The 21,950-nt window shown below is 71.4% G+C and carries 20 protein-coding genes and 2 tRNA genes; 8 read left to right on the plus strand and 14 right to left on the minus strand.

What is annotated here, in order from left to right:
* Window positions 1–33 precede the first annotated feature (33 nt).
* Window positions 34–888 carry a hypothetical protein gene (locus tag PCA76_RS27735; protein ID WP_442930286.1) on the plus strand — a complete coding sequence of 285 codons (855 nt, stop codon included), beginning with the start codon at window positions 34–36 and terminating at the stop codon, window positions 886–888.
* Window positions 889–913: 25 nt separating this feature from the next.
* Here PCA76_RS27735 and PCA76_RS27740 read toward each other — a convergent pair whose 3' ends face one another.
* Window positions 914–2,113 carry a glycosyltransferase gene (locus tag PCA76_RS27740; protein WP_272613389.1) on the minus strand — a complete coding sequence of 400 codons (1,200 nt, stop codon included), beginning with the start codon at window positions 2,111–2,113 and terminating at the stop codon, window positions 914–916.
* A gap of 228 nt (window positions 2,114–2,341) precedes the next feature.
* Between PCA76_RS27740 and PCA76_RS27745 the strand changes: the two genes are divergently transcribed.
* From PCA76_RS27745 to PCA76_RS27755, 3 genes are all read left to right on the plus strand, one after another.
* A complete protein-coding gene (locus PCA76_RS27745) occupies window positions 2,342–3,340 on the plus strand; it encodes an SDR family oxidoreductase (protein ID WP_272613390.1) in 999 nt (332 codons plus the stop codon).
* Window positions 3,340–4,131 carry an ATP-binding protein gene (locus PCA76_RS27750; protein ID WP_272613391.1) on the plus strand — a complete coding sequence of 264 codons (792 nt, stop codon included), beginning with the start codon at window positions 3,340–3,342 and terminating at the stop codon, window positions 4,129–4,131. Before PCA76_RS27745 ends, PCA76_RS27750 begins: the two co-directional genes overlap by 1 nt.
* A gap of 89 nt (window positions 4,132–4,220) precedes the next feature.
* Window positions 4,221–4,793: a DUF5709 domain-containing protein gene (locus tag PCA76_RS27755; protein ID WP_272613392.1), complete on the plus strand. Its 573-nt coding sequence runs from the start codon at window positions 4,221–4,223 to the stop codon at window positions 4,791–4,793.
* 6 nt (window positions 4,794–4,799) lie between these two features.
* Here the strand turns inward: PCA76_RS27755 and PCA76_RS27760 are convergent, their stop codons facing one another.
* Together PCA76_RS27760 and macS are read right to left on the minus strand one after the other, a co-directional pair.
* Entirely contained in the window at window positions 4,800–5,453 is a 654-nt protein-coding gene (locus tag PCA76_RS27760) for a response regulator (protein WP_272619681.1), read from the minus strand.
* A gap of 14 nt (window positions 5,454–5,467) precedes the next feature.
* Window positions 5,468–6,607, minus strand: coding sequence for a MacS family sensor histidine kinase (gene macS / locus PCA76_RS27765; protein ID WP_272613393.1), 1,140 nt, complete (start codon window positions 6,605–6,607; stop codon window positions 5,468–5,470).
* Between the two features lie 120 nt (window positions 6,608–6,727).
* On the opposite strand from macS, the gene PCA76_RS27770 reads away from it, so the two are divergent.
* Entirely contained in the window at window positions 6,728–7,183 is a 456-nt protein-coding gene (locus PCA76_RS27770) for an ATP-binding protein (protein ID WP_272613394.1), read from the plus strand.
* 31 nt (window positions 7,184–7,214) lie between these two features.
* Here the strand turns inward: PCA76_RS27770 and PCA76_RS27775 are convergent, their stop codons facing one another.
* The gene (locus PCA76_RS27775) at window positions 7,215–8,153 is read right to left on the minus strand and encodes a ribose-phosphate diphosphokinase (RefSeq protein WP_272613395.1); all 939 of its coding nucleotides are present in this window, start codon (window positions 8,151–8,153) and stop codon (window positions 7,215–7,217) included.
* A gap of 102 nt (window positions 8,154–8,255) precedes the next feature.
* On the opposite strand from PCA76_RS27775, the gene glpK reads away from it, so the two are divergent.
* Window positions 8,256–9,740, plus strand: coding sequence for a glycerol kinase GlpK (gene glpK / locus PCA76_RS27780; protein ID WP_272613396.1), 1,485 nt, complete (start codon window positions 8,256–8,258; stop codon window positions 9,738–9,740).
* Between the two features lie 20 nt (window positions 9,741–9,760).
* Here glpK and PCA76_RS27785 read toward each other — a convergent pair whose 3' ends face one another.
* On the minus strand, window positions 9,761–10,594 hold the full coding sequence (locus tag PCA76_RS27785) for a phosphoribosylaminoimidazolesuccinocarboxamide synthase (RefSeq protein WP_272613397.1): 834 nt from the start codon (window positions 10,592–10,594) through the stop codon (window positions 9,761–9,763).
* 138 nt (window positions 10,595–10,732) lie between these two features.
* Between PCA76_RS27785 and PCA76_RS27790 the strand changes: the two genes are divergently transcribed.
* Window positions 10,733–12,064, plus strand: a complete 1,332-nt coding sequence (locus PCA76_RS27790) for an ABC transporter substrate-binding protein (protein WP_272613398.1) — start codon at window positions 10,733–10,735, stop codon at window positions 12,062–12,064.
* 64 nt (window positions 12,065–12,128) lie between these two features.
* Here the strand turns inward: PCA76_RS27790 and PCA76_RS27795 are convergent, their stop codons facing one another.
* The 7 genes from PCA76_RS27795 to PCA76_RS27825 all read right to left on the minus strand — a co-directional run bounded on the left by PCA76_RS27795 (window position 12,129) and on the right by PCA76_RS27825 (window position 18,684).
* The gene (locus PCA76_RS27795; RefSeq protein WP_272613399.1) at window positions 12,129–12,377 is read right to left on the minus strand and encodes a hypothetical protein; all 249 of its coding nucleotides are present in this window, start codon (window positions 12,375–12,377) and stop codon (window positions 12,129–12,131) included.
* A 209-nt stretch (window positions 12,378–12,586) separates the two neighbouring features.
* Window positions 12,587–12,660: transfer RNA gene (locus PCA76_RS27800), tRNA-Met, on the minus strand.
* Between the two features lie 138 nt (window positions 12,661–12,798).
* Window positions 12,799–12,872: transfer RNA gene (locus PCA76_RS27805), tRNA-Met, on the minus strand.
* An 88-nt stretch (window positions 12,873–12,960) separates the two neighbouring features.
* Window positions 12,961–13,896 (minus strand): hypothetical protein, encoded by a 936-nt coding sequence (locus PCA76_RS27810; protein ID WP_272613400.1) that lies wholly within the window; start codon window positions 13,894–13,896, stop codon window positions 12,961–12,963.
* Complete coding sequence (locus PCA76_RS27815) at window positions 13,886–14,395, minus strand: SigE family RNA polymerase sigma factor (protein WP_272613401.1); 510 nt, start codon at window positions 14,393–14,395, stop codon at window positions 13,886–13,888. The genes PCA76_RS27810 and PCA76_RS27815 overlap by 11 nt, the downstream gene beginning before the upstream one ends.
* Window positions 14,396–14,583: 188 nt before the next feature.
* Entirely contained in the window at window positions 14,584–17,574 is a 2,991-nt protein-coding gene (locus PCA76_RS27820; protein WP_272613402.1) for a UPF0182 family membrane protein, read from the minus strand.
* Window positions 17,575–17,670: 96 nt separating this feature from the next.
* Window positions 17,671–18,684, minus strand: a complete 1,014-nt coding sequence (locus tag PCA76_RS27825) for a YlbL family protein (protein WP_272613403.1) — start codon at window positions 18,682–18,684, stop codon at window positions 17,671–17,673.
* 115 nt (window positions 18,685–18,799) lie between these two features.
* Here PCA76_RS27825 and PCA76_RS27830 point away from each other — a divergent pair, with 115 nt between their 5' ends.
* Entirely contained in the window at window positions 18,800–20,089 is a 1,290-nt protein-coding gene (locus PCA76_RS27830; protein ID WP_272613404.1) for a zinc-dependent metalloprotease, read from the plus strand.
* Window positions 20,090–20,351: 262 nt separating this feature from the next.
* Here the strand turns inward: PCA76_RS27830 and PCA76_RS27835 are convergent, their stop codons facing one another.
* Together PCA76_RS27835 and PCA76_RS27840 are read right to left on the minus strand one after the other, a co-directional pair.
* Window positions 20,352–20,957 (minus strand): hypothetical protein, encoded by a 606-nt coding sequence (locus tag PCA76_RS27835; protein WP_272613405.1) that lies wholly within the window; start codon window positions 20,955–20,957, stop codon window positions 20,352–20,354.
* A gap of 166 nt (window positions 20,958–21,123) precedes the next feature.
* Window positions 21,124–21,654 carry a M48 metallopeptidase family protein gene (locus tag PCA76_RS27840; protein WP_272613406.1) on the minus strand — a complete coding sequence of 177 codons (531 nt, stop codon included), beginning with the start codon at window positions 21,652–21,654 and terminating at the stop codon, window positions 21,124–21,126.
* Between the last annotated feature and the right edge of the window lie 296 nt (window positions 21,655–21,950).

A 21,950-nucleotide genomic window follows, 5' to 3' on the forward strand; every position in this document is an offset into this window, starting at 1 on the left:
GTGGTCTCCTCCAGTTGGTGCTTCCTCGCGGCGATGATCGTCGCGTACGGCTTCGCCAACCTGCTCCAGTCGGTGGCGGCGGCCCGCACCACGGTCCACAACACCTTCGATCCGGGCCTGCTGCTGCGCCTCGCCGGGCACCGGACGTACCTGGTCGGCCTCGGCTGTCAGATCGGCGGATTCGTGCTCGCCTTCCTGGCCCGGCGGGACCTGCCGCTGTTCCTCGTGCAGGCCAGCGTGGCCGCCGGGCTCGGGGTGACCGCCATCCTCGGGGTGCTGGTGCTGAAGTGGCGGCTGCCGGCGGCGGAGGTGGTGCTGCTGGCGCTGCTCTTCGCGGGGATCACCGCGCTGGTGCTGTCCGCCCGGCCGGCGCCGTCGAAGCAGCTCGGCATCGCCGGCTCGATCGCCCTGCTGGTGGCGCTCGGCGTCATCGCGGTGCTCGGCTTCTTCGCCGTCCGGTTGTGCGGGGCACCTGGTTCGGTGGCCCTCGGATCGCTGGCCGGGCTGGCGTTCAGCTCAGCCGCGGTCGCCGCTCGGCCACTGGCGTCCGCGCCGTCCGCCGAGGCGTTCCTCGCCGACCCGCTGTTCTACCTGCTGATCGCCCACTCGATCGTCGGTCAACTGCTGCTCGGTCTGGCCATGCAGCGCGGCTCGACGACCGCCGCGGTCGCCGCGATGGACGCCGCCGGCGCGGTGCCGGCCGCGATCGTCGGCCTGCTGCTGCTCAACGACAAGATCTGGCCGGGTCGGGAATGGCTGGCCGCGGTCGGCTTCCTGGTCACCCTGGCCGCGGTGATCGGGCTGACCCGGTACGCCGAACCGCAGCAGCAACGCTCGGTGGAGCGCCGCCGCGACCGGGCCATGGTCGGCGCCGGCCAGCCCGGCTGACGAACCGGGCCGGCCGACAGCCCGCTCAGGCCTCCACCGGCTTGCGGCGGCTCACCACCCGCTCGTAGAGCCGCTCCAACGCACCGGCGGTCCGCTCCCACGTGTAGCTGCTGCGCACCCGGTCCACCGCGGCGTGCCCGTACGCGAACCGGCCGGCGTTGTCGGCGAGCAGCCGGCGCAGCGAGACTCCGAGTGCCCGCACATCGCCGGGGGGAACCAACCGGCCGGTGACCTCGTCGACGACGGCGTCCGCCAGGCCACCCATCGCGTAGCCGATCACCGGCACACCGCAGGCCATCGCCTCCAGCGAGACCCGCCCGGCCGAGGAGTAGTGCGGCGTGCAGGCGACCACGTCCGCCGACCTGTACCAGGTGGCCATCTGGTCGTGCGGTACACCGCCGACGAGCCGCACCTGGTCGACGACGCCGATCTGCTCGGCCAGCTTCCGCAGCCGTCGCGCCTCCGCGTGGTTGACCAGCTGGTCGGCCGGCGGTCCACCGGCGATCACCAGCTCGGCGTCGCCGACCAGACGCATCGCCCGGATCAGGTCCTCCTGACCGTGCCCGGCGGAGAGCGAGCCCACCGACAGGATGCGGGCGCGCTGTTCGCGTGGTGCCGCCTCGCCGTCTGGGTGGAACTGCTCGATGTCCACGCCGGCCGGCACCAACGCGACCGAGCTGCGTTGCAGGCCCATCCGGGTCAGCTCGTCGACTTCGTCGTTGGACTGGGCCACGGCGATGTCCACCGCCCGGGTCAGCGCGCGTTCCAGCGTGATCCGCTCCCCCGGCCCACCGTAGTGGCCGCCCAGGTGACGCAACTGCTCGACGCCGAGCGAGTGGAACGTCTGCACCACCGGGATGTCGGTCTCCCGAACGGCGTGCGCTGCCGCCAGGCCACCGATCCAGTAGTGCCCGTGCACCACCTCGGGCCGCCAGGCACCGGCCCACTCGTCGGCCAACCAGCGGCCGAACTCCGTCACGTGCGGGATCAGCTCGGCGGTGGCCAGTGGGGTGGGCGGGCCAGCGGGCACCTGGTGCACCTGGTAGCCATCGACGTCGACCGTCACCGGCAGCCCCGGGTCGTCCCGGCGCTCGTAGAGCCGGACGTCGTGGCCGCGTTCGGCCAGCTCGGCGGCGACCCGTGCGATGTGCTGTCGAGTGCCGACCGGTGGGCCGTCGGCGTGGCGGTACGAACTGGCGTGCGCGCAGACGAGGCCGACGCGCATGGGTCACCTCCCTGCGATCTTTCCTCGGCGTCCTCCCGTTTCAGAGCGTCCCATTAACCTCGGGACCCGGAGTCGAAACCTGGCAGATCGGAACAGTCCCCGCGAGTGCCGCCGAAACTTGCGCCACGACAACCACAGGGCGTGGGCCTGGCCACACCGCGGGCGGCCCCCGATGATCGACAAGCGGTCCTTGGTATGACCAGGTCCAGGCGGGGGTACCGCTCAAGAATGCCGCTAACCCGCAGCCTCGACGATTCGACCGTGGTGATCACCGGCGCGTCCAGCGGGATCGGCACGGCGACCGCGTACGCGTTGGCCCGCCGGGGTGTCGCCGTCGTGCTGGCCGCTCGCAGTGAGCCGGCCCTACGACAGGTCGCGCAGCGCTGCCGGGAGTTGGGTGGCGAGGCGCTGGTCGTTCCGACCGATGTGACCGATCTGGAGTCGGTGCAGCGACTGGCCGAACGGGCTGCGGCCGAATTCGGCCGGATCGACGCCTGGGTGAACAACGCCGCGGTGAGCGCGGTGGGTCTGTTCGACGAGATTCCGGTCGCCGAGTTCCGCCGGGTGCTGGAGGTCAACCTGCTCGGGGCGGTGCACGGCATCAAGGCGGCTCTGCCGTACCTGGGCGCGGCCGGTGGCGGTGTGCTGGTCAACAACGCCTCGGTGCTGGCCGAGGTGGCCATGCCGTACCAGTCGGCGTACAACGCCACCAAGCATGGCATCCGAGGGTTGGCCGACACGGTCCGGCAGGAGCTGCGGGTCACCGGTCGCGGTCAGATCTCCGTCTGCACCGTGCTGCCGGCCACCATCGACACCCCGTTCTTCCGGCACGCGGCCAACTACAGCGGCCGCGAGCTGGTGCCACCACCTCCGATCTACCCACCGGAGGTGGTCGCCGAGACCATCGTCCGGCTGCTGCGTCGGCCCCGCCGCGAGGCGTACGCCGGTGGCGCAGCCCGGCTGCTCGGCCTGCAGTGGCGGCTGGCGCCCGCGCTGATGGAGCGCGCTCTCGGCTGGTACGCCCACCGCACCCAGTTCGGGCCGGGCGCCCGGGTGGACAGCACCGGCAACGTCTTCCACGCCGACGCCCAGGCCAGCCGGGACGGTGGCTGGAACGGACGTCGCCGCCAGTTGGTGCGGATGACCGCCGCGTTCGGTCTCGCCGCCGCCGGCACTGCGGTCGGCACGATGGCGGCCATCAACCGTCGGTCCCGGTCGGACCGCTGATGCCCAGCATCGAGCGCCCGAATGCGCGAACCGTCACCGGCGCGCACAATGGGGCGATCATGTCGAGCTGTCTCGTGGAAATCGACGAGTCGTCAGCGGTGGTCCGGCTGACCGGTGTGCTCGACGCCGCCGGAGCCGAGGCGGTCCGCGGCGCGCTGCTCGCCCGACTCTGCGACCGACCCGGTCCGGTGGTCGCCGACGTGACCGGGCTGCGGGTCGCCGACGCGGCGGGGCGGGGCGTCTTCGCCGAGGTTCGCCTGGAGGTCGCCGACTGGCCCGCCGCGGATCTGCTGCTGTGTGACCCGGTGGTCGACGGGCCCGACCACGCGGACGCTGGGGTGCCGACCTGGCCGACCGTGGACGGCGCGCTGGCCGCGATCGCGGCAGCACCGCTGGCGGCGGTGCTCACCGCGGATCTGGCCCCGACCGTGGGAGCCGCCCGGCAGGCCCGGGATCTGGTCAGCACCGGTTGCCGACGATGGGACATGCCGACGCTCACCGACCCCGCGTGCATCGCCATCACCGAGATGGTCAACAACGTGGTGGCGCACGCCCGCACCCCGATGACGGTGCGGCTGGCACCCCAGGACAGCACCCTGCATCTGGCGGTCCGCGACCACTCCCCGCTTCGGCCGACGTTCGCCGGGTTGGCCCCGCCGACCCGGGCCGGTGGCCGGGGCCTGCTGCTGATCAACTCGATGGCCCGTCGCTGGGGCAGCAGCGTCGTACCGGACGGCAAGGTCGTCTGGTGCGTGCTGCACCCGGACGACGAGGCCTCTCTCCTCGACTGACGGGGCTTTTCGCCTCCGCTGCCGGTTTCGCCGTGGCACGGCCGACGGTGCTCCGGTTACGGCGGGAGGGCAGCGGGTAGTGATCAGACATGCGCGACAACGAGTTCCCGACCCCCGTGTCCGACACCGAGGCCCAAGGGCTGCCCGACACCGCCGATGACGACTCGACCGCCAACGACGACGTGCTCACCGGGCGCGAGGCGGACGGCCCGGACCCGGCCCAACTGCCCGGCGACCGTACGCCGGTCGCGGTGGACCGGTTCGGGACGACCGCCGAGGAGCAACTGGACGGCGAGTCGTTGGACTACAAGCTCGACCGAGAGGTCTACGAGCGCCCGGCGGACGACCCGCTGGCCGGAACGATCGACCCGAAGATCGCCTTCGAGGCGGACAACCTGGAAGCCGCGGCGGAGGCCCAGCTGGACGCCGACGTGATGAACCCGGGGCCCACCTCGGACCCGAACTCGCCGGTCTCCCTCTACGACCACGGTCAGCTCGGCACGGTGGCCGACGCCACGGTGGGTCGGCTGGTGGAGCCGGACGAGGGGGCGCACACCGACCAGGAGACCAACTCGGTGGCGTACGACGCCGGAGCGGCCGGCGGCGGGGCGACCGCCGAGGAACTGGCCATCCACGAGACGGAGCCGCCGCGCTCGGTCTGACCGGGGTCAGTCGTCCAGGCCGCGTTCGATGGCGTACCGGGTCAGCTCGACCCGGTTGTGCAGTTGCAGCTTGCCCAGGGTGTTCTGCACGTGATTCTGCACGGTGCGGTGCGACAGCCCGAGCCGCTGCGCGATCTGCTTGTACGACAGCCCCTTCGCGACCAGCCGCAGCACCTCCGTCTCCCGGTCGGTGAGCTGGGGCGTCGCGGGCTCCGCGTTGCCGGCCGGGTCGGCCCCCTGCCCCGGCCCGGCGGCCAGCCGGCGGTACTCACCGAGGACGAGCCCGGCCAGGCCGGGGGTGAAGATCGCGTCGCCGGCCGCGGTACGGCGGACCGCCTCGAGAAACTCGGCGGGCGCGGTCGACTTCACCAGGTAACCGGTGGCCCCCGCCTTGACCGCGTCCAGCACGCTCTGCTGTTCGCCACTGGCGCTGAGCATCAGCACCCGGACGTCGGGCAGTGCCGCGCGCAGCCCCAGGATCACCTCCACGCCGGAGATGTCCGGTAGTTGCAGGTCGAGGACGACCACGTCGGGCCGGGCGGCGGCGGCCACCCGGATGGCCTGTCGCCCCTCGCCGCTTGTCGCCACGACCAGGAATCCGGCCTCGGTCAGGTCGCGGGCCACGCCCTCGCGCCACATCGGATGGTCGTCGACCACCATCACCCGGGTCGGGTTCACCGCTGTGCCCTGGGCACGGTCAGCTCGATCTCGGTGCCGGCTTCGGGGGCCGACACGATCCGCACCGTCCCACCCAGGTCGGCCACCCGACCCCGGATCGACTGGGTCACGCCGAGCCGGCCCTGGGCGGCCGCCTCGGCGAGCCGGCCGTCGGGGATGCCCGGCCCCTCGTCGCGAATCGACACCGTCACCGTCGCCCCCTCGTCCTCGATCAGCACCCAGGCCCGCCCGCCGGCATGCCGCCCCACGTTGTCCAGGGCCGCGCCGGTGGCGGCGGCCAACTCTCCGGCCACCCGCCGAGGCAGCGGCACGGGGGTGGCCGGGGCGGAGAGCGCCACCGCCGACGAGGCGTACCGGCCGAGCAGGGTTCGCAGGTCCACCGCGGCGGCCTCGGGGCCGTCCGGGAAAACGGCGGCGGTCGGGCCGGTGCCGGCGATCAGCGCCCGCAAGGCGGCCTCCTGCTCGCCGGCCAGCCGAGCCAGCTCGCCGGCCTCACCGGGCAGGTCCGCGCCGCGCCGCTGCACCAGCGCCAGCACCTGGAGCACCGAGTCGTGAATGCCCCGGGCCAGCCGCTCCCGCTCCCGGGTGGCGGCCTCCAACTCGACCGCGCGTTGCAGCCGTTCCTCGGCGATTGCCGCGAGCCGGGCCACGTGCCCGACCACCACTCCGGCGAGCAGCATCAGGATCACCCCGGTGAACGAGGACTGGCCGATCCGTTCCCGGGTGGCCAGGTCCGCGCCGGCGACAAGCAGTGCGGCGACAGTGCCCCGCCGCCGGCCGCCGGCGACGGCCCAGGCCAGCACCGGGCCGGCCATCCAGGCCACCCCCATGGTGGGTACGCCGGTCGCCAGCGCGGCCCGACCGACCACCCACGGGGTGGCCAGCACGACGGCCAGCACCACCCCGAGGTCGGCCAGCAGCAGCGGCCAGCGCCGCCAGGTCGGCCGGGCGTACCAGATCGCGGTCGTCCCGGTCCAGGCGATCATCACCAGGATCAGGGCACCGACGGCGTACGGGTGGGCGTACCGGTCGGCGTCGCGCACCGCGAGGGCGCAGACGTACGCCAGGGATGCCAGCCTGAACACCGTGAGCGCACGCCACAGCGGCACCTCGAATCCACCTGACGGCGACGGCATGGCGGTCAGGATGCCACAACCGGGCCAGCCGCGCGGCGAGCAGCGAGTGCGGTTCGGGAAACCCTGACGTACGGTGGAAAAGCCGCGAAATACTCCGAGATTTGCCGCCGGGACGGGCCCATGACGAACGCAGATGCACACGCACCGCGTACGGTTGTGCCCATCGAACCTGCCCTCCTGATCGCCGACGCCTTCAACCAGGCCCAGGTGACCGAGATTCGACACTCGGTCACCTCTTGTGCGTACGCGTCCGGGCTCACCGGCCAACGGCTGGACGACTTCGTGCTCGCGATCAACGAGTTGATCACCAACGCGGTGCGGCACGGCGGTGGGCACGGGTGGCTACGGCTCTGGAAGGAGTCGGGCCTGCTGGTGTGCGAGGTCGCCGACCACGGGCACGGGATCAGCCAGCAGCGGCTGGGCGACCGCAGTCGGCCGGCCCCGGACACCGCGGGCGGCTGGGGCCTCTGGCTGGCCCGCGAGCTGACCGACAACATGGAGGTCAGCACCGGCGCCGCCGGCACGACCGTCCGCGTCACCACCCGCCTCTCCAGCCACAACCGCACCCCGCGCTGATCCCCGTGTCCGCGCCGTACGGCTGCGCGGCTCAGGCGAACAGCGCCGAGACGGATTCCCCGTTGTGGATCCGGCGCATGGCTTCGGCCAGGGCGGGGGCCACCGACAGGACCTGCAACTTGGGGACCCGTTTGGCGGCCGGGATGGGCACCGTGTTGGTGCAGACGATCTCCAGGACGCCGTCCTGGTCGCTGAGCCGCTGCAACGCGTCGCCGGAGAAGAGGCCGTGCGTGCAGGCGATCCGGATCGACCGGACCTTCAGACCACGTAGATGCTCCATCAGCTCGACCACCGTGCTGCCCTTGGCGATCTCGTCGTCCAGGACGATGACGTCCTTGTCGGTCACCTCGCCGATCACCGCGCTGATCTTGACCAGGTCGTCGCTGAACCGCTGCTTCGCCCCGGCCGCGACCGGCGTGCCGAGCAGCCGGGCGAAGGCCGCCGCCTCCTTGGCATTGCCCAGGTCGGGTGAGACCACCACGGTGTTGCTGAGGTCGTAGCGGCGGAAGTGGGTGGCCAGCTCACGCAGCGCGTGCAGGTGATCCACGGGGACGCTGAAGAAGCCGTGCACCTGCGGCGAGTGCAGGGTCATCGCAAGCACCCGGTCCGCACCGGCCGACGTGAGCAGATCGGCGACGAGCCGTGCGCCGATCGAGATCCGCGGCGCGTCCTTCTTGTCCGAACGGGCGTATGCGTAGTGCGGCAACACCACCGTGATCCGGCCGGCGGACGCACCTCGGGCGGCGTCGATCATCAGCAGCAGCTCGACCAGGTGCTCCTGCACCGGCGGCACCAACGGCTGGATCAGGAAGACGTCCCGCTCCCGGCAGTTGGCCTGCAACTGCACTTCCAAACAGTCGTTGGCGAACCGGGACACCCGCACCGGATGCAGCGGCACCCCCAGGTGAGCGCAGATCTCGGCAGCCAGGTCGGGATGGGCAGTTCCACTGAAAACGGCGATGTCGCGCACGTTCGCAGATCGTAGGCGAAGCGGCCGACGGCGGACGGCGGCGGGCCGTATTCGGCCGTGACGCCTGTCGCACCGCGCCGCCGGCACGGGTACGGTGCTGCGGTGACCCCCCAGTACGTCGCCGCCATCGACCAGGGCACCACCTCCTCGCGGTGCATCGTCTTCGACCGGGCCGGGGAGATCGTCGCCGTGGCCCAACGCGAGCACCGGCAGATCTTCCCTCGACCCGGCTGGGTGGAGCACGACGCCGAGGAGATCTGGGACAACGTCCAACAGGTGGTCTCCGAGGCGCTGCGGGCCGCCGGCACCGACGCGGCCGGGCTGGCCGCCGTCGGCATCACCAACCAGCGGGAGACAACCGTCGTCTGGGACCGGGCCACCGGCCGCCCGGTGGCCAACGCCATCGTCTGGCAGGACACCCGGACCGGGCCGCTGCTACGCGAGCTGGCATCGGCGTACGGCGAGGAGCGGTTCCGGTCCCGTACCGGCCTGCCGCTGGCCACCTACTTCGCCGGGCCGAAGCTGCGCTGGCTGCTGGACGAAGTCGACGGCCTGCGCGAGCGCGCCGAGCGCGGCGAGGTGCTCTTCGGCACCATGGACAGCTGGCTGATCTGGAAGCTGACCGGCAAGCACGTCACCGACGTGACCAACGCCAGCCGGACCATGCTCATGGACCTCACCACCCTCAACTGGGCCCCGGACCTGCTGGACGCCATGGGCGTTCCGGCGGCGATGCTGCCGGAGATCCGCTGCTCCGCCGAGGTGTACGGCCACGCCACCGGTGTGCTCCCCGGGGTGCCGGTGGCCAGCGCCCTCGGCGACCAGCAGGCCGCCCTGTTCGGGCAGACCTGCTTCCAGCCGGGCGAGGCGAAGTGCACCTACGGCACCGGCAGCTTCCTGCTGCTCAACACCGGCGCCAGCCCGGTCCCGTCGACGCACGGCCTGCTCACCACGGTCGCCTACCAGATCGAGGGTCAACCACCGGCGTACGCCCTGGAGGGCGCGATCGCCGTCACCGGCTCGCTGGTGCAGTGGCTGCGGGACAACCTCGGGTTGATCTCCACCGCCGCGGAGGTGGAGGACCTGGCCCGCACCGTGGACGACAACGGCGGCTGCTACGTGGTGCCGGCGTTCTCCGGGCTGTTCGCCCCGCACTGGCGCAGCGACGCGCGTGGCGTGATCGCCGGCCTGACCGGCTACATCACCAAGGGGCACCTGGCGCGGGCGGCGCTGGAGGCGTCGGCGTGGCAGACCCGCGAGGTGGTCGACGCGATGAACTCCGACTCCGACGTGGCGCTGCGCCGACTCCGGGTGGACGGTGGGATGACCGCCAACGGGCTGCTCATGCAGTTCCTCGCCGACGTGCTCGACGTGCCGGTGATCCGGTCCCGGATCACCGAGACCACGTGTCTGGGCGCCGCGTACGCGGCCGGTCTGGCGGTCGGCTTCTGGCCGGACCTCGCCACCCTGCGCGCACAGTGGCGCTCCGACGCGCAGTGGGAGCCGGCCATGGCCCCCGAGCTACGCGACCGGGAGCTGCACAACTGGCGCAAGGCAGTGCAGCGCACCCTCGACTGGGTCGAGTGACCCGTGCCATCGACCCCGGCTCAGCTCCAGCGGTTGCCGGTGAGCTTCTCGTAGACGTCGATGTAGCGAGCCCGGGTCGCTTCGACCACCTCGGCTGGCATGTCCGGGGCCGGGCCCTGCTTGTCCCAGCCGCTGCCGGTGGCCCAGTCCCGCACGTACTGCTTGTCGTAGGAGAACTGCACACGGCCAGGCTGGTACGACTCGGCCGGCCAGAACCGCGACGAGTCGGAGGTGAGGAGTTCGTCGGCGAGGACCAGGGCACCGTCCGGTGCCCAGCCCAGCTCGATCTTGGTGTCGGCGACCAGGATGCCCCGGTCGGCGGCCAGTTCGGCGCCGCGCCGGTAGATGTCGAGGGTGATCTGCCGCAGCCGCTCGGCGGTGGCCTGGCCCACCTTGTCCACCACATCGTCGTACGTGATGGGCTCGTCGTGCTCGCCCATCGGCGCCTTGCTCGACGGGGTGAAGATCGGCTCGGGCAGGATCGACGCCTCGCCGAGCCCTCGCGGCAGTGGTACGCCGGAGACCGAACCCGTCTTCTCGTACTCCCGCAGGCCGCCGCCCGTGAGGTAGCCCCGGGCCACGCACTCGACCGGGACCATGTCCAGGCGCTGGCAGCGGATCGCCCGTCCGGCGAATTCGGCGGGCACGTCGGTGGCCGAGATGACGTGGTTCGGCACCAGGTCGGCGAGCTGCTCGAACCACCAGAGCGAGAGCGCGGTGAGCAGGCGACCCTTGTCCGGGATCGGCGTCGGCAGCGCCACGTCATAGATCGAGATGCGGTCCGAGGCCACCAGGATCAAATCGTCGCCGTCGGCGTAGACGTCCCGAACCTTGCCCGAGTGCAGAAGTTCCACGCGCCCTAGTACACCACGCGACATCGGAAGGCCCGATTCGACCACCCGCGCCGGGGGTGACCGGACGGACGTTGACACCTTCGTGCGCTGCCTGCGTGAATGGTCCGACCGTCGCCCCCGCAGGTCCAGGAGACCCCCGTGCCCGTTGTTCGACCCCCGATCGACCGCCTCGGCGCCGACCCGGGCCGGCGCCGACTGCTCGGTGCGCTGCTCGGTGCACCCCTGCTCGCGTCCGGTGGGCTGGCGGGATGCAGCGACGGTGCCGCCACATCAACCCAGGACGGACCGGTCGAGCTGTCGGTCTTCTGGTGGGGCGGCACCAAGCGGGCCGAGCTCACCGAGAAGGCGCTGCGGCTCTACTCGGATCGCAATCCCCGGGTCACCTTCCGGGTCACCTGGCAGGGCGCTGACGGCTACTACGACCGGCTGGCCACCCAGGCGGCCGGCGGGAACGTGCCGGACCTGGTCCAGATCGACGACGCCATGCTGACCGAGTACGCCCAGCGCCAGATCATCCTCGACCTCACCGACCGGGTCGCCGACCACCGCCTGGATCTGCGGGGCCTGCCGGAGGGTCTGATCCGCTACGGCACGGTGGAGGGGCGGATGATGGCGGTCGCCGCCGGGCAGACCCACGCGGGCGTGGTCTTCAACCGGACCCTGCTGCAGGAGCTGCGCGTTCCGGAGCCCCGCGGTGGCATGACCTGGCCCGACTACATCTCCTGGGCGGAACAGGTCACCGAGGCCAGCGACGGTCGGGTGGCCGGCACCATGGACGCGTCCAGCGACTATCGGGCGCTCTGGCTCTGGCTGCGGTCGCAGGGCGGCGAGTTCTACCGGGGCAGCCAGCTCGGTTTCGGTGCGGAGGAACTGGTCGCGTGGTTCGAGCTGTGGCAGCGCGCCCGCAAGGGGCGGGCCACACCGGGCGCGGCGCTGGTCGAGCAGGCCGACAGCGGAGAGCTGGCCCGGCAACCGGTGGTGACCGGGTTGACCGCCGCGTCCTTCGCCTGGTCCCATCAGCTACCGGAGCTGCAGCGGCTCACCGAGGACGAGTTGGGTGTGACCGGCTTCCCGGGGCCGCCCGGCGCGCAGTGGGCGCGGGCGTCGATGTACTGGGCCGCGTTCCGGGGCACCCGCCACCCGGACACCGTCACCGACGTGATCAATTTCCTGACCACGAACGGCGAGGCCGGCACCGTCCTCGGCCACGAGCGTGGCCTGAACGCCAGTCTCCAGGTCCGCCGCTACACCGAGGGCAGCATCACCGACCCGGCCCAGCAGCGCGCCGCCGTGTTCGGCGCGAGCATCGCCGACCAGCTCGGGCCGGCGCCGGCGCCACCGCCGAAGGGGCACGCCAGGGTGCGCGCCCTGCTGGTCACCACCGCGGAGAGCATCCGCGTCAAGCGGGCCGGCACGCGGGCGGCCACCACGCGCTTCGTCGCCGAGGCCAACGCCGCCCTGGCAGGGTGACCACGGGCGGCCGGCCGCGTGGCCGGCCGCCGTCGATCGGCCCCAGAGGTCGAAGCTTGTCGGGTCAGCGCGGCGGGCCGCCCCGGCGGTTGCGCATGAGGCGCAGCACCAGGAACACGACGATCGCGACCACCACCAGGCAGCAGAGCAGCGGGAGGACACCGAAGCCGCTGCGGCCACGCCGCCGGGCCGCCTCCACCACGAGTTCGCCGGTACCCGTGGACGCCCACGCCGCGACGGGCACGAAGACCGCCAGTACGACCGCACCGAGGACCGCGCTGAGGCGGCCCCACCACTTACCGAATGAAGACATGTGCCCATCCTCGCCGAAGGGCGCAACCTCGGCATGTTGGTCCACGCCGAATCATGGGATCGAGATCTTCCTGCAGTACGCACGCACGCTGGTCCAGTTGGACCACGGAACCGCGAGGCGCCGGCTCCTTCGTGGTCCCTCGTCCGGCAGGGCAGCAAAAAAGCCCGGCCCCCACATTGTGGGGGCCGGGCTTTTTTCACTTCCAGTTGTAGCGGGGACAGGATTTGAACCTGCGACCTCTGGGTTATGAGCCCAGCGAGCTACCGAGCTGCTCCACCCCGCGTCGACTTGTTAAGACTAACCCATGCCGTTCGGGCATGATCAGTGGGGGTCACCAACCTCGCCAACACCCGTGCCCGACAATGTCGAAAGCCCGCCTCCGGCATCCGGAGGCGGGCTTTTCGAACTGGTGTTTCTCTCGTAGCGGGGACAGGATTTGAACCTGCGACCTCTGGGTTATGAGCCCAGCGAGCTACCGAGCTGCTCCACCCCGCGTCGGCTCGCTAACCGTAGCGCACCGACACGGGGCACCGCAAAGCGACGCCGATACCGCTGCCGCCGACACCCCTGACCTGGACCGCTGTCAGTCGAGCCAGGTCTCGATCGCCGCCACCGCCCGCCGACTGTCGGCATCAACCTGGGTCCGCTCGGCGGCCGTGTACTCCCAGCCCTGCTCCCACAGCACCGTCACCACATCGCCGATCCGGACCGCCCGGACCAGCCGAACCTCGTCCGCACCCGGCTCGCCCATCCCGTCCGGGTACGGGGCCCGCATCTCGAACAGCACCGACTCGTCCCCGTACTCCCCCGCGGCCAGCAGCCGCTGCCGCCAGGTCCTGGTGTCGTCGGACAGTTTCTGGTCGGGGCAGTCGCGAACGGCCTGCCGCAACTCCCGCAACGCGTCGTCGCCGCGGCCCGCGCGGTAGATGGTGATGGTGTGCCGGTAGCTGCCGTCCGGAACGTTCCCCGCCGGCGTTCCCGACAGCTTGTAGGCCAGGTACCGGCCGCGGCGCTGGACCACGGCCGAGTCGCTGGGATAGCGGGCCGCGCAGAGCGCCGGCAACGCCGCACCCTTCGCCTGCGACTCCATACCTGTCCGGTTGGCCGCCGCCAGCACGAAGAAAGCTCGATCCGGGATCGAGGTGGGCGGCCGGGGCGCCGCCGCGCCGGTTGTCGGGGCTGGCGGCGTACCGCTGAAGGTGCTTGTCCCCGGTGGCGGCGCCGGTGGCGACGACAGGTGTGGTGTGCGGGACGGCGACGGGTGCGGAGCCGCCCCGGTCGGTATCGGGCCGGGCGTGTCGGCGGGCGGTGGCAACGGCGCGACACCGTCCGCCGGAAACGCCAGCCGACCGCTGACGGCCACCCCGCCGACGAGCAGCGTCACCGCGAGCGCGGAGCCGACGACCCGGACTCGCGCCCGCCGGTCGGCGAACCGCCGAACCCGCTCGGGGTGAGCGAGCTCCTGGCCGTCGGCGACATCGCTGAGCGACCGGTACAGGTCAGAAAGTTCAACGGACATCGTTCACCTCCAGCTCCACGGTGGAGAGGTCGGGCAGCAGCGCGGCCAGCCGGGACCGGCCCCGGGACAACCAGGACTTCACGGTGCCGACCGGAACGTCGGTCTCCCGGGCGATCTCCTCGACCGACATGTCGAACAGGTAGTGCAGGGCCAGCGCCTGCCGGTAGGCAGCGGGCAACTGGCGGAGCGCGCGGACCAGGAGCACCCAGTCCTCGCTCGGCGGGGATGCGACCGGCGGTGGCCCGGTACGGCTCAACACCGCCCGCCAGCGATGCAGGTGCCGCCAGCGGTCGGTCGCCAACCGGGACACCACCAGCCGCAGCCACGCCTCCGGCGCCGGATGCGTCGACAGCCGCCCCCACTGCCGCCAGGCCCGGGTGTACGCCTCCTGCACCAGGTCCTGCGCCTCGCTGTGGTCGCCAGCGACCGCACAGCCGTACCGCACCATCCGCCTCGCGGTGCTGCGGTAGAAGTCGTCGAAGCTCTGCGCGTCCCTCACGACTGCTCCCCCTCGCTCCCACCCCGTTGCAAGGAGGACGGCGGACCGGGGTCACAGGTTGCGGGGCCGGCCCGGCCTGTCGGCGACGCGACAAACGAGCACACACCCGGACACAGCGGAGCCCCCGCCGTCAGGACCGGTGAGGTCCGACGACGGGGGCTTCGAGCTGAACTCCCGGCGGTGGCGGGTCAGCCTCCAGCGCTCGGGCTGACACTCGGCGACGGGCCACCGCTGGGCGTACCGGCCGGGTTGGCGGCCTGCTGCGCCTGCTGGAACGCGGTGAGCGCCTCATCCAGCGCCTTGAGAGCGCGACCGTACCGCTCGAAGTCGCCGGACGTCTGCGCGGCCCGGACCTCGACGATCGCGGTCTGCACCCGGTCCGCAGCGGTGGCCAGTTCACCGGTCGGCGGCGGGGTGCCGGTGCCGGCGCTCGGCGTCGGCGTCGGGGTCGTCGGGGTCGTCGGGTTGCCCCCGGTGGTCGGAGGCGGCGACGTGCCCTGCCCCGCCCGCTTACCCTGCTCGACCAGCTGCTTGATGCCGTCGTTGATGTTGTCGGCGAGCGCCACGAAGGAGCCACCGTCACCGTAGGAGAGCAACACCTTCTGCAGCAGCGGGTACGCGTCCTGCTGGTTGCTCTTCACGTAGACCGGCTCGACGTAGAGCATCCCGTCGGCGAAGGGCAGCGACAGCAGGTTGCCGTACTGCACCTGCGCCTGGTTACTGGAGAGCAGGTTCAGCTGCTGGCGGATGTTGGCGTTGTTGGTCATCTGCTGGTGCACCTGCACGGGGCCGGAGATCCGGGTCTGGTCCGGCAACTCCAGCACCTCCAGCCGGGGCTGCCCATCGACGTACGACCCGGAGATCAGCGCGGCGAGGTTCTGCCGGCCGTTCGGGGTGACCGCCGAGGTGAGCTGGAACCGAGGGCTCTCCTGCCCCGGGAACTGGGTGAACAGGTAGTACGGAGGCTGCTTCTGGCCGCTGTCCGGAGCGTCCGGCACGTTGGGCACCTGCCAGAAGTCCTGCGCGGAGTAGAAGTCGCCCGGGTTGGTCACGTGGAACTTGGTGAGCAGGTTGCGCTGCACCTTGAACATGTCCGCCGGGTAGCGGAGGTGCTCGCTCAGCTCAACCGGAATTTCCGCCTTCGGCACCACCAGGTCACCGCCGAACGCCTTGTTCCACGCCTTGAGGACCGGGTCGGTGTCGTCGTACTCGTAGAGCTTCACGGTGCCGTCGTACGCGTCGACGGTGGCCTTCACCGAGTTACGCATGTAGTTGACGTTCTCCCGGGCCAGCTGGAAGGTGCCCCGGTTGGTCAGCTCATCGGTGGTCTCGGTCTGCAGGTTGACCCGCTCCGCGTACGGGTAGGTGGCCGCCGTGGTGTAGCCGTCGACGATCCACTGCACCCGACCATCGACGACCGCCGGGTACGGGTCGCCGTCCAGGGTGAGGAACGGCGCGACCTTCTCCACGCGGTCCCGCGGGTTGCGCACGTAGAGCAGCTTGGAGTCCTTGTTGACCGCCTCGGAGAGCAGGAAGTTCGACTCCTGCTCCTTGATGGCGTACAGCAGACGTCGGGCGAAGGAGCCGATCTCGACGCCGCCCTCACCGGTGTAGGTGTAGGACTCGCCGCCACCCTCACCGACGGGCCGGTCGAACTCGGCCTTCCTGTTCGGGTCGGCCTGACCGACGATCGCGTAGTCGTCGGCCGCCATCCGCTCGCCGTAGTAGATGCGCGGCTGCTTGGCCGGGATCTGCTCGGTCTGCGAGGAGCACGCCTCCTGGGCCTTCTCGCCGAGGAAGCCGGAGACGAAGAACGGCTGCCCGCCGCAGACCACCTGGTTGGCCGGGGCGGCCACCAGCCCGAAGCCGTGGGTGTAGACGGTGTGCCGGTTGATCCAGGTGTTCTGCTGGTCGGTCAGCTCGCCATAGTTGATCTCCCGGACGCCGACCACGTAGTCGGAGACGTTCCCGTTCACGCCGTACCGGTCGATGTCGAGCTTGGGGCCGAAGTCGTAGAAGCCACGCACCTGCTGGAGCTGGGTGTACGTCTCGCTGACCAACTGCGGGTCGAGCAGCCGCACGTTCGACACCACGGAGGTGTCGGTGGCCAGGTTCGCCGGCGGGTTGAGGTTGCTCGCCGCGTACGGGGTCGTTTCGGTGGCCGCCAACCCGAACGCCGCACGCGTCGCGTCGATGCTGCGCTGGATGTACGGCGCTTCCTTGTCCTTGGCGCTCGGCTTGACCTCGAAGGTCTGCACCGCCCAGGGGTAGATGCCGCCGATGGCCACCGCGGACACGCCGAGCAGTGCCAGCGAGATCCCCGGCCAGACCAGGTTCCGCATCCAGGCGTTGGAGAAGACGATGATCGCGATCGCCACCACGATCGAGATGTAGGCCAGGATCTCCTTCGCCGGCAGCAGCGCGTTGACGTCGGCGTAGCCGGCGCCGTACAACTTGGCGCCCTCGTTGTACTCCAGCAGCATCGCCCGGCGGTCCAGCACGTACGCGAGGGCCTTCAACAGCACGAAGACCGCGACCAGGCTGCTCAGGTGCGCGCGGGCCGCGTTGCTCATCCGGTCCCCGATGCCCTGCAGGCGGACCCCGCCGAAGAGGTAGTGCACCGCGAGCGCGCCGATGACCGCCAGCACCACCGCCGTGAAGGCGACCCCGAGCAGGTAACGCCAGAACGGCAGTTGGAAGACGTAGAAGCCGATGTCCACCCCGAACTCCGGGTCCTTGATCCCGAAGTCACCGCCGTTGCGGAAGAGCAGCCACTGGTTCCACCGGCTCTGCGCGGAGAGGCCGGCGAAGAGCCCGACCACCGCGGCGGTCAGCAAGATCCAGGTGCCGAGTCGGGGGCCGAGCGCCATCCGGTAGCGCTCCAGGGTCGCCTGCTCCACCGAGTGCGGACGCAACCGCGGGCGCAACCGGTAGGCCAGCCACAGGTTGCCACCGACGATCACCGCCATGCCGAGACCGACGGCGAGGAAGAGCACCAGCCGGGTGAGCAGGACACCGGTGAAGACCTCGGTGTAGCGGACCTCGTCGAACCAGAGCCAGTCGGTCCACGCCTGGACACCCCAGCCGAGCAGGGTGAAGAGCACGAACACCCCGACCAGGACAGCGATGGTGACGCGCCCGCGCCGGCTCATCCTCGGAAGGGGGCTGCTGCTACGCATGACCACTGTTGGCTCCGCACGCTCGATATGATCGGCTCCGACCAGGCACCCAGAGTACGGGGTGTTCCTGGATGTGTCGGGGCACGGTCACACCAGTCAGCAGCGAACCGCCTGGCCGCCCTCGCGCACCCTCTCCAGAGCAGTCATCGCCTCGTCCAACGAACCCACCCGCAACAGCGGCAGATCGGGCTGCGGATTGCGGACCGCCTCGGCGCAGTTGTCCGCCGGCACCAGGAAGACCTTGGCGCCTGCGCGTTTCGCGCCGACCAGTTTCTGGGCGATTCCGCCGATCGGGCCGACGGTGCCCTCGTCGTCGATGGTGCCGGTGCCGGCGATGACGAGACCGCCGGTGAGATCGGCCGGGGTCAGTTTGTCCACGATCCCCAGGGCGAACATCAGGCCGGCACTCGGCCCACCGATGTCCTCCAGGTCGATGCCGAGCGTGAACGGGTGCGGCTGCTGCTGATCGATCTCGACGCCGATCCGCGGTCGGCCGTCCTGCTCCCGGCTGGTCACCGTCGCGGTGGCCGGCACGCCGTCCCGGGTGTAGCCGATGGTCAACGCCGTGCCGACCGGCTTTGCCCGGATGAGCTCGGTGACCTTCGCGGCCGCCGGCACCGGCTGACCGTCGACCGAGGTGATCACGTCGCCAGCCTTCAGCGCCCCGGCGGCCGGACCATCCCCGGCCACCGTCTTGATCACCACCTGCACCGGAAAGCCCAGCTCCCGCAGCGCGGCGGTCTCCGCGCTGGTCTGCGACGCCTTGAAGTCCTCCGCGTTGCGCTGCTCGACCTGCTCCGTCGACTCCCCGGGCGGGTAGACCAGCTCACGCGGCACCACCGCCTCATCGTCGGAGAACCAACCCGCGATCGCCCCACGCAGCCGCACCGTGGGCTGCACCCCCACCGTGGTCAGCCGCAACTGGCCCGCGGAGGTCGAGGTCTCCCGTCCGGAGACCTGGATGACCTCCTTCCCATCGGTCGTACCGAGGGTGTTGACCGTCGGACCCGGACCGAGCACCACGTACGGGATCGGCACCCGGAGCACCCCGATGCTCAGCAGGGCGGTGAACAGGGCACCGATCAGGACCGTCAGGCCACGACGTCTCATGCCGCAGAGCGTACCGACCGGCCGAGCGCCTCCTGCCGGATGCGCCGCGCGACTTCGCCCTCAGCGCAACGCCAGCGGCGGCGACCTGGGGCGCGGCCCGCGTACCGTAGACGTCGTGCCTGATATTCCGTTCGGTTTCGCGCTTCCGGGTGGGCAGCCACCAGACCCCAACGATCCCGCGCAGATGCAGCAGTTCATGTCGCAGTTGCAGCACCTGCTCTCCGCGCCGGGCAGCGGGCCGGTCAACTGGGACCTGGCCCGGCAGGTAGCTGCCAGCCAGCTCGCGGCCGCCGGCGACCCGGCGGTTTCACCGTATGAGCGCAACGCGGTCGAGGAGGCGCTGCGCCTGGCCGACCTGTGGCTGGAGCCGGCCTCGGCGTGGCCCTCGGGCATCCAGTCCCCGGTTGCCTGGAACCGCAATGAGTGGATCTTCAAGACGCTGGACGTGTGGCGCAAGCTCTGCGACCCGATCGCCAGCCGGATGGTCGGCGCGATGGGCGACCTGGTTCCGCCGGAGGCGCGCGCCCAGCTCGGCCCGATGCAGTCGATGGTGGCCACCCTCGGTGGCGCGCTCTTCGGCGGTCAGCTGGGCCAGGCCCTCGGGTCGCTCGCCGCGGAGGTGCTCTCCGCCGGCGACATCGGGCTGCCGCTCGGCCCGGCCGGCACGGCCGCGCTGATCCCGGCCAACATCCGGGCGTACGGCGAGGGCCTCGAGCTTCCCGAAGATGAGGTCCGCCTCTACGTGGCGCTGCGCGAGGCCGCCCACCAGCGGCTGTTCCAGCACGTCCCGTGGCTGCGCGGGCATGTGCTCACCGCGGTCGAGATGTACGCGTCGGGCATCCGGGTCAACCGGGATGCGATCGAGGAGGCGATGGGCCGGGTCGACCCGAGCGACCCGGAGTCGATGCAGGCGATCGCCCTGGAGGGCATCTTCACCCCGGAGGACAGCCCGGCGCAGAAGGCCTCACTGGCCCGACTGGAGACCGCACTCGCCCTGGTCGAGGGCTGGGTGTGCCACGTCGTGGACAGCGCCGCCAGCGACCGGCTGCCCAACGTCGTCCGGTTGGGCGAGGCGTTCCGCCGTCGCCGGGCCGCCGGCGGTCCCGCTGAGCAGACCTTCGCCGCGCTGGTCGGCCTGGAGCTGCGCCCGCGCCGACTGCGCGAGGCCGCGGCGCTCTGGGCCGCGCTCACCGAGCACCGCGGCATCGAAGGCCGCGACGCCGTCTGGGGTCACCCGGACCTGCTCCCGTCGGACGACGACTTCGCCGACCCGGTCGCCTTCGCGATGAACGACATGGACCTGAGCGAGCTGGACAGCTTCGACTTCAGCGCTCCCGGCGGTGCCGAGGAGAAGGCCCCGGGCCAGTCCGACGAGACCGACGGCGAGGGCGACGCCAAGCCCTGACACCAGCGCAGCGCCCGGGGTGCCCGCACTGATCGACGGCGGGCACCCCGGCGTGCCGGTGGCCCTTGTCAGACGGGGCTGGCTGGTCAGGCACGGCTCGCTCATGAGGCGGCCTCGCCGGCCAGGGGTTCACCGGCCAGGCGGGCTGGCGGCCTCGCCGGCCAGGCGGTGTGAGCGGCTCGCCGGCCAGGCGGTGTGAGCGGCTCGCCGGCCAGGCGGGCTGAGCGGCTCGCCGGCCAAGCAGGCTCGGCAGGCTCGCCGCTCAAGCGGGTCGGCCCGAGCCCGAGAGAAGGGCGCGAGTGGCTTCCCACCCCTCGAAGGCCGGGTCCAGCGTCGCCAGGTCAGCCGGGCCGCGCAGCCTTCGCCAGCCGGTGGTGACCGCAACGTCCCCTGGTCGAGGGGCGCCGGAACGCGCGTCAGCCGGCGTCGCCGTGTCCAGGTCCAGCGGAGGTAGCCAGCCCGGCACGGGCAATCGCACCGCCACCCCGAGCAGGCCCGGGCCACCCTCTATCGGGGCCACCGCGACCGGTCGGGTGGTGAGCGGGCGCAGCAGCTTGCCGACGGTCAGTGCGGGCAGGTCAGGCACGTCGCCGACCAGCACCGCTGCCTGGTCGTAGCCCTCCAACGCGGCGAACACGGCGTTCGGCGTCGGCTCGGCCACCTCGTAGACGGCCGTGCCGGGCCATACCAGCGCGTCGGCCAGAACACGATCGGCCGGGGTCACCGCGACCGCGACCTCCACCTCGTTGAGTGTGGCGAGCAGGTCGATGACGTCTTCTGCGAGAGCCGCTCGCCACTCTGCCCGGTCGACGCCGGGCGGCGACCAGTGGACCGGCCCGAGCAACGCCACCACCATCCGTCGTGCCACACCCCGACCCTAGCGCGCACCCCGACCTCGACCGAGCCTGCCTGCCCCTCGGCCAGGGCCTGATCGACTCGGTTTCCTTGAAGTCGCGCTATCTGCGGCTCCGGATACCGCGTCTTCAAGGAAACGGAGTCGATCAAGGAGGAGGTCCCGGCGCGGACCGCCGGGGTCAGGTGGGGAGTGGGGCACCGGAGGCGGCCGCAACACCTTCGAGGTAGCCGCGGGCGCGTTCCGCCTTCGGGTAGCGGCCGACCAACGCCCAGAACCGGGCGTTGTGGCTGGGCACGATGAGGTGCGCCAGCTCGTGCAGCAGCACGTAGTCGATCACCCAGTCGGGCATCTCCTGAACTCGGTGCGAGATCCGGATGCTGCGGTCGGCGGGCGTGCAGGAGCCCCACCGGCCGTTCTGGTTGGTGACCCATCGGACGCTGGCCGGCACCGCCTTCGTGGCGTACCCGGGGAGGTAGAGGTCGATGAGCCGGGTGGCTCGGTCCAGCAGCTCGGCATCGGAGCGGGCGAGGCGCCCCTCCCGGGCGGCGAGCCGGGCGAGCATCCGGTCGACCCACTCGCTCTCCTCCGCACGGGAGAACTGGTCGGGGATGAGGACGACGACTCGCTCACCGTCACGGTACGCAGACACCGTGCGTCGTCGGCGCTGGCTGCGCCGTACCTCGACGACCGGCTTGCGCGTCCCCGCCATCACTGGCCCGCGCAGCCTCGGCTACGTGTCACGAAGGAAAGCTAATGCCCACTGACCAGGGGTCCGCAAGAGTCAACCGCACGACACGCGCCCAGAAGATGGTGATTGGTCGCCAGGCGTCCCGAAAATTTCTTGACCGCAACGCCATCGCGCCATCTCGTCACCCTTCGTGAACACCGATGGCGCGGGTACGCGGCACCTCTCCACCGTAGGTGATCACCGTCCGGGATGCTGCGCGGGGGCACCCGCACGGGTGGCTGTGAGGCTTTGGTCGGCGTGTCCCCGCCAAACTGACT

This window comes from Micromonospora sp. LH3U1, from assembly GCF_028475105.1.
Classification (GTDB): Bacteria; Actinomycetota; Actinomycetes; order Mycobacteriales; family Micromonosporaceae; genus Micromonospora.

What these genes read in the sequence shown, in the direction of transcription:
- PCA76_RS27735 (WP_442930286.1), top strand. Translation starts at nt 34, where the DNA reads ATGATCGTCGCGTACGGCTTCGCCAACCTGCTCCAGTCGGTGGCGGCG.
- PCA76_RS27740 (WP_272613389.1), bottom strand. Translation starts at nt 2,113, where the DNA reads ATGCGCGTCGGCCTCGTCTGCGCGCACGCCAGTTCGTACCGCCACGCC.
- PCA76_RS27745 (WP_272613390.1), top strand. Translation starts at nt 2,342, where the DNA reads ATGCCGCTAACCCGCAGCCTCGACGATTCGACCGTGGTGATCACCGGC.
- PCA76_RS27750 (WP_272613391.1), top strand. Translation starts at nt 3,340, where the DNA reads ATGCCCAGCATCGAGCGCCCGAATGCGCGAACCGTCACCGGCGCGCAC.
- PCA76_RS27755 (WP_272613392.1), top strand. Translation starts at nt 4,221, where the DNA reads ATGCGCGACAACGAGTTCCCGACCCCCGTGTCCGACACCGAGGCCCAA.
- PCA76_RS27760 (WP_272619681.1), bottom strand. Translation starts at nt 5,453, where the DNA reads ATGGTGGTCGACGACCATCCGATGTGGCGCGAGGGCGTGGCCCGCGAC.
- macS (WP_272613393.1), bottom strand. Translation starts at nt 6,607, where the DNA reads ATGCCGTCGCCGTCAGGTGGATTCGAGGTGCCGCTGTGGCGTGCGCTC.
- PCA76_RS27770 (WP_272613394.1), top strand. Translation starts at nt 6,728, where the DNA reads ATGACGAACGCAGATGCACACGCACCGCGTACGGTTGTGCCCATCGAA.
- PCA76_RS27795 (WP_272613399.1), bottom strand. Translation starts at nt 12,377, where the DNA reads ATGTCTTCATTCGGTAAGTGGTGGGGCCGCCTCAGCGCGGTCCTCGGT.
- PCA76_RS27810 (WP_272613400.1), bottom strand. Translation starts at nt 13,896, where the DNA reads ATGTCCGTTGAACTTTCTGACCTGTACCGGTCGCTCAGCGATGTCGCC.
- PCA76_RS27820 (WP_272613402.1), bottom strand. Translation starts at nt 17,574, where the DNA reads ATGCGTAGCAGCAGCCCCCTTCCGAGGATGAGCCGGCGCGGGCGCGTC.
- PCA76_RS27825 (WP_272613403.1), bottom strand. Translation starts at nt 18,684, where the DNA reads ATGAGACGTCGTGGCCTGACGGTCCTGATCGGTGCCCTGTTCACCGCC.
- PCA76_RS27840 (WP_272613406.1), bottom strand. Translation starts at nt 21,654, where the DNA reads ATGGCGGGGACGCGCAAGCCGGTCGTCGAGGTACGGCGCAGCCAGCGC.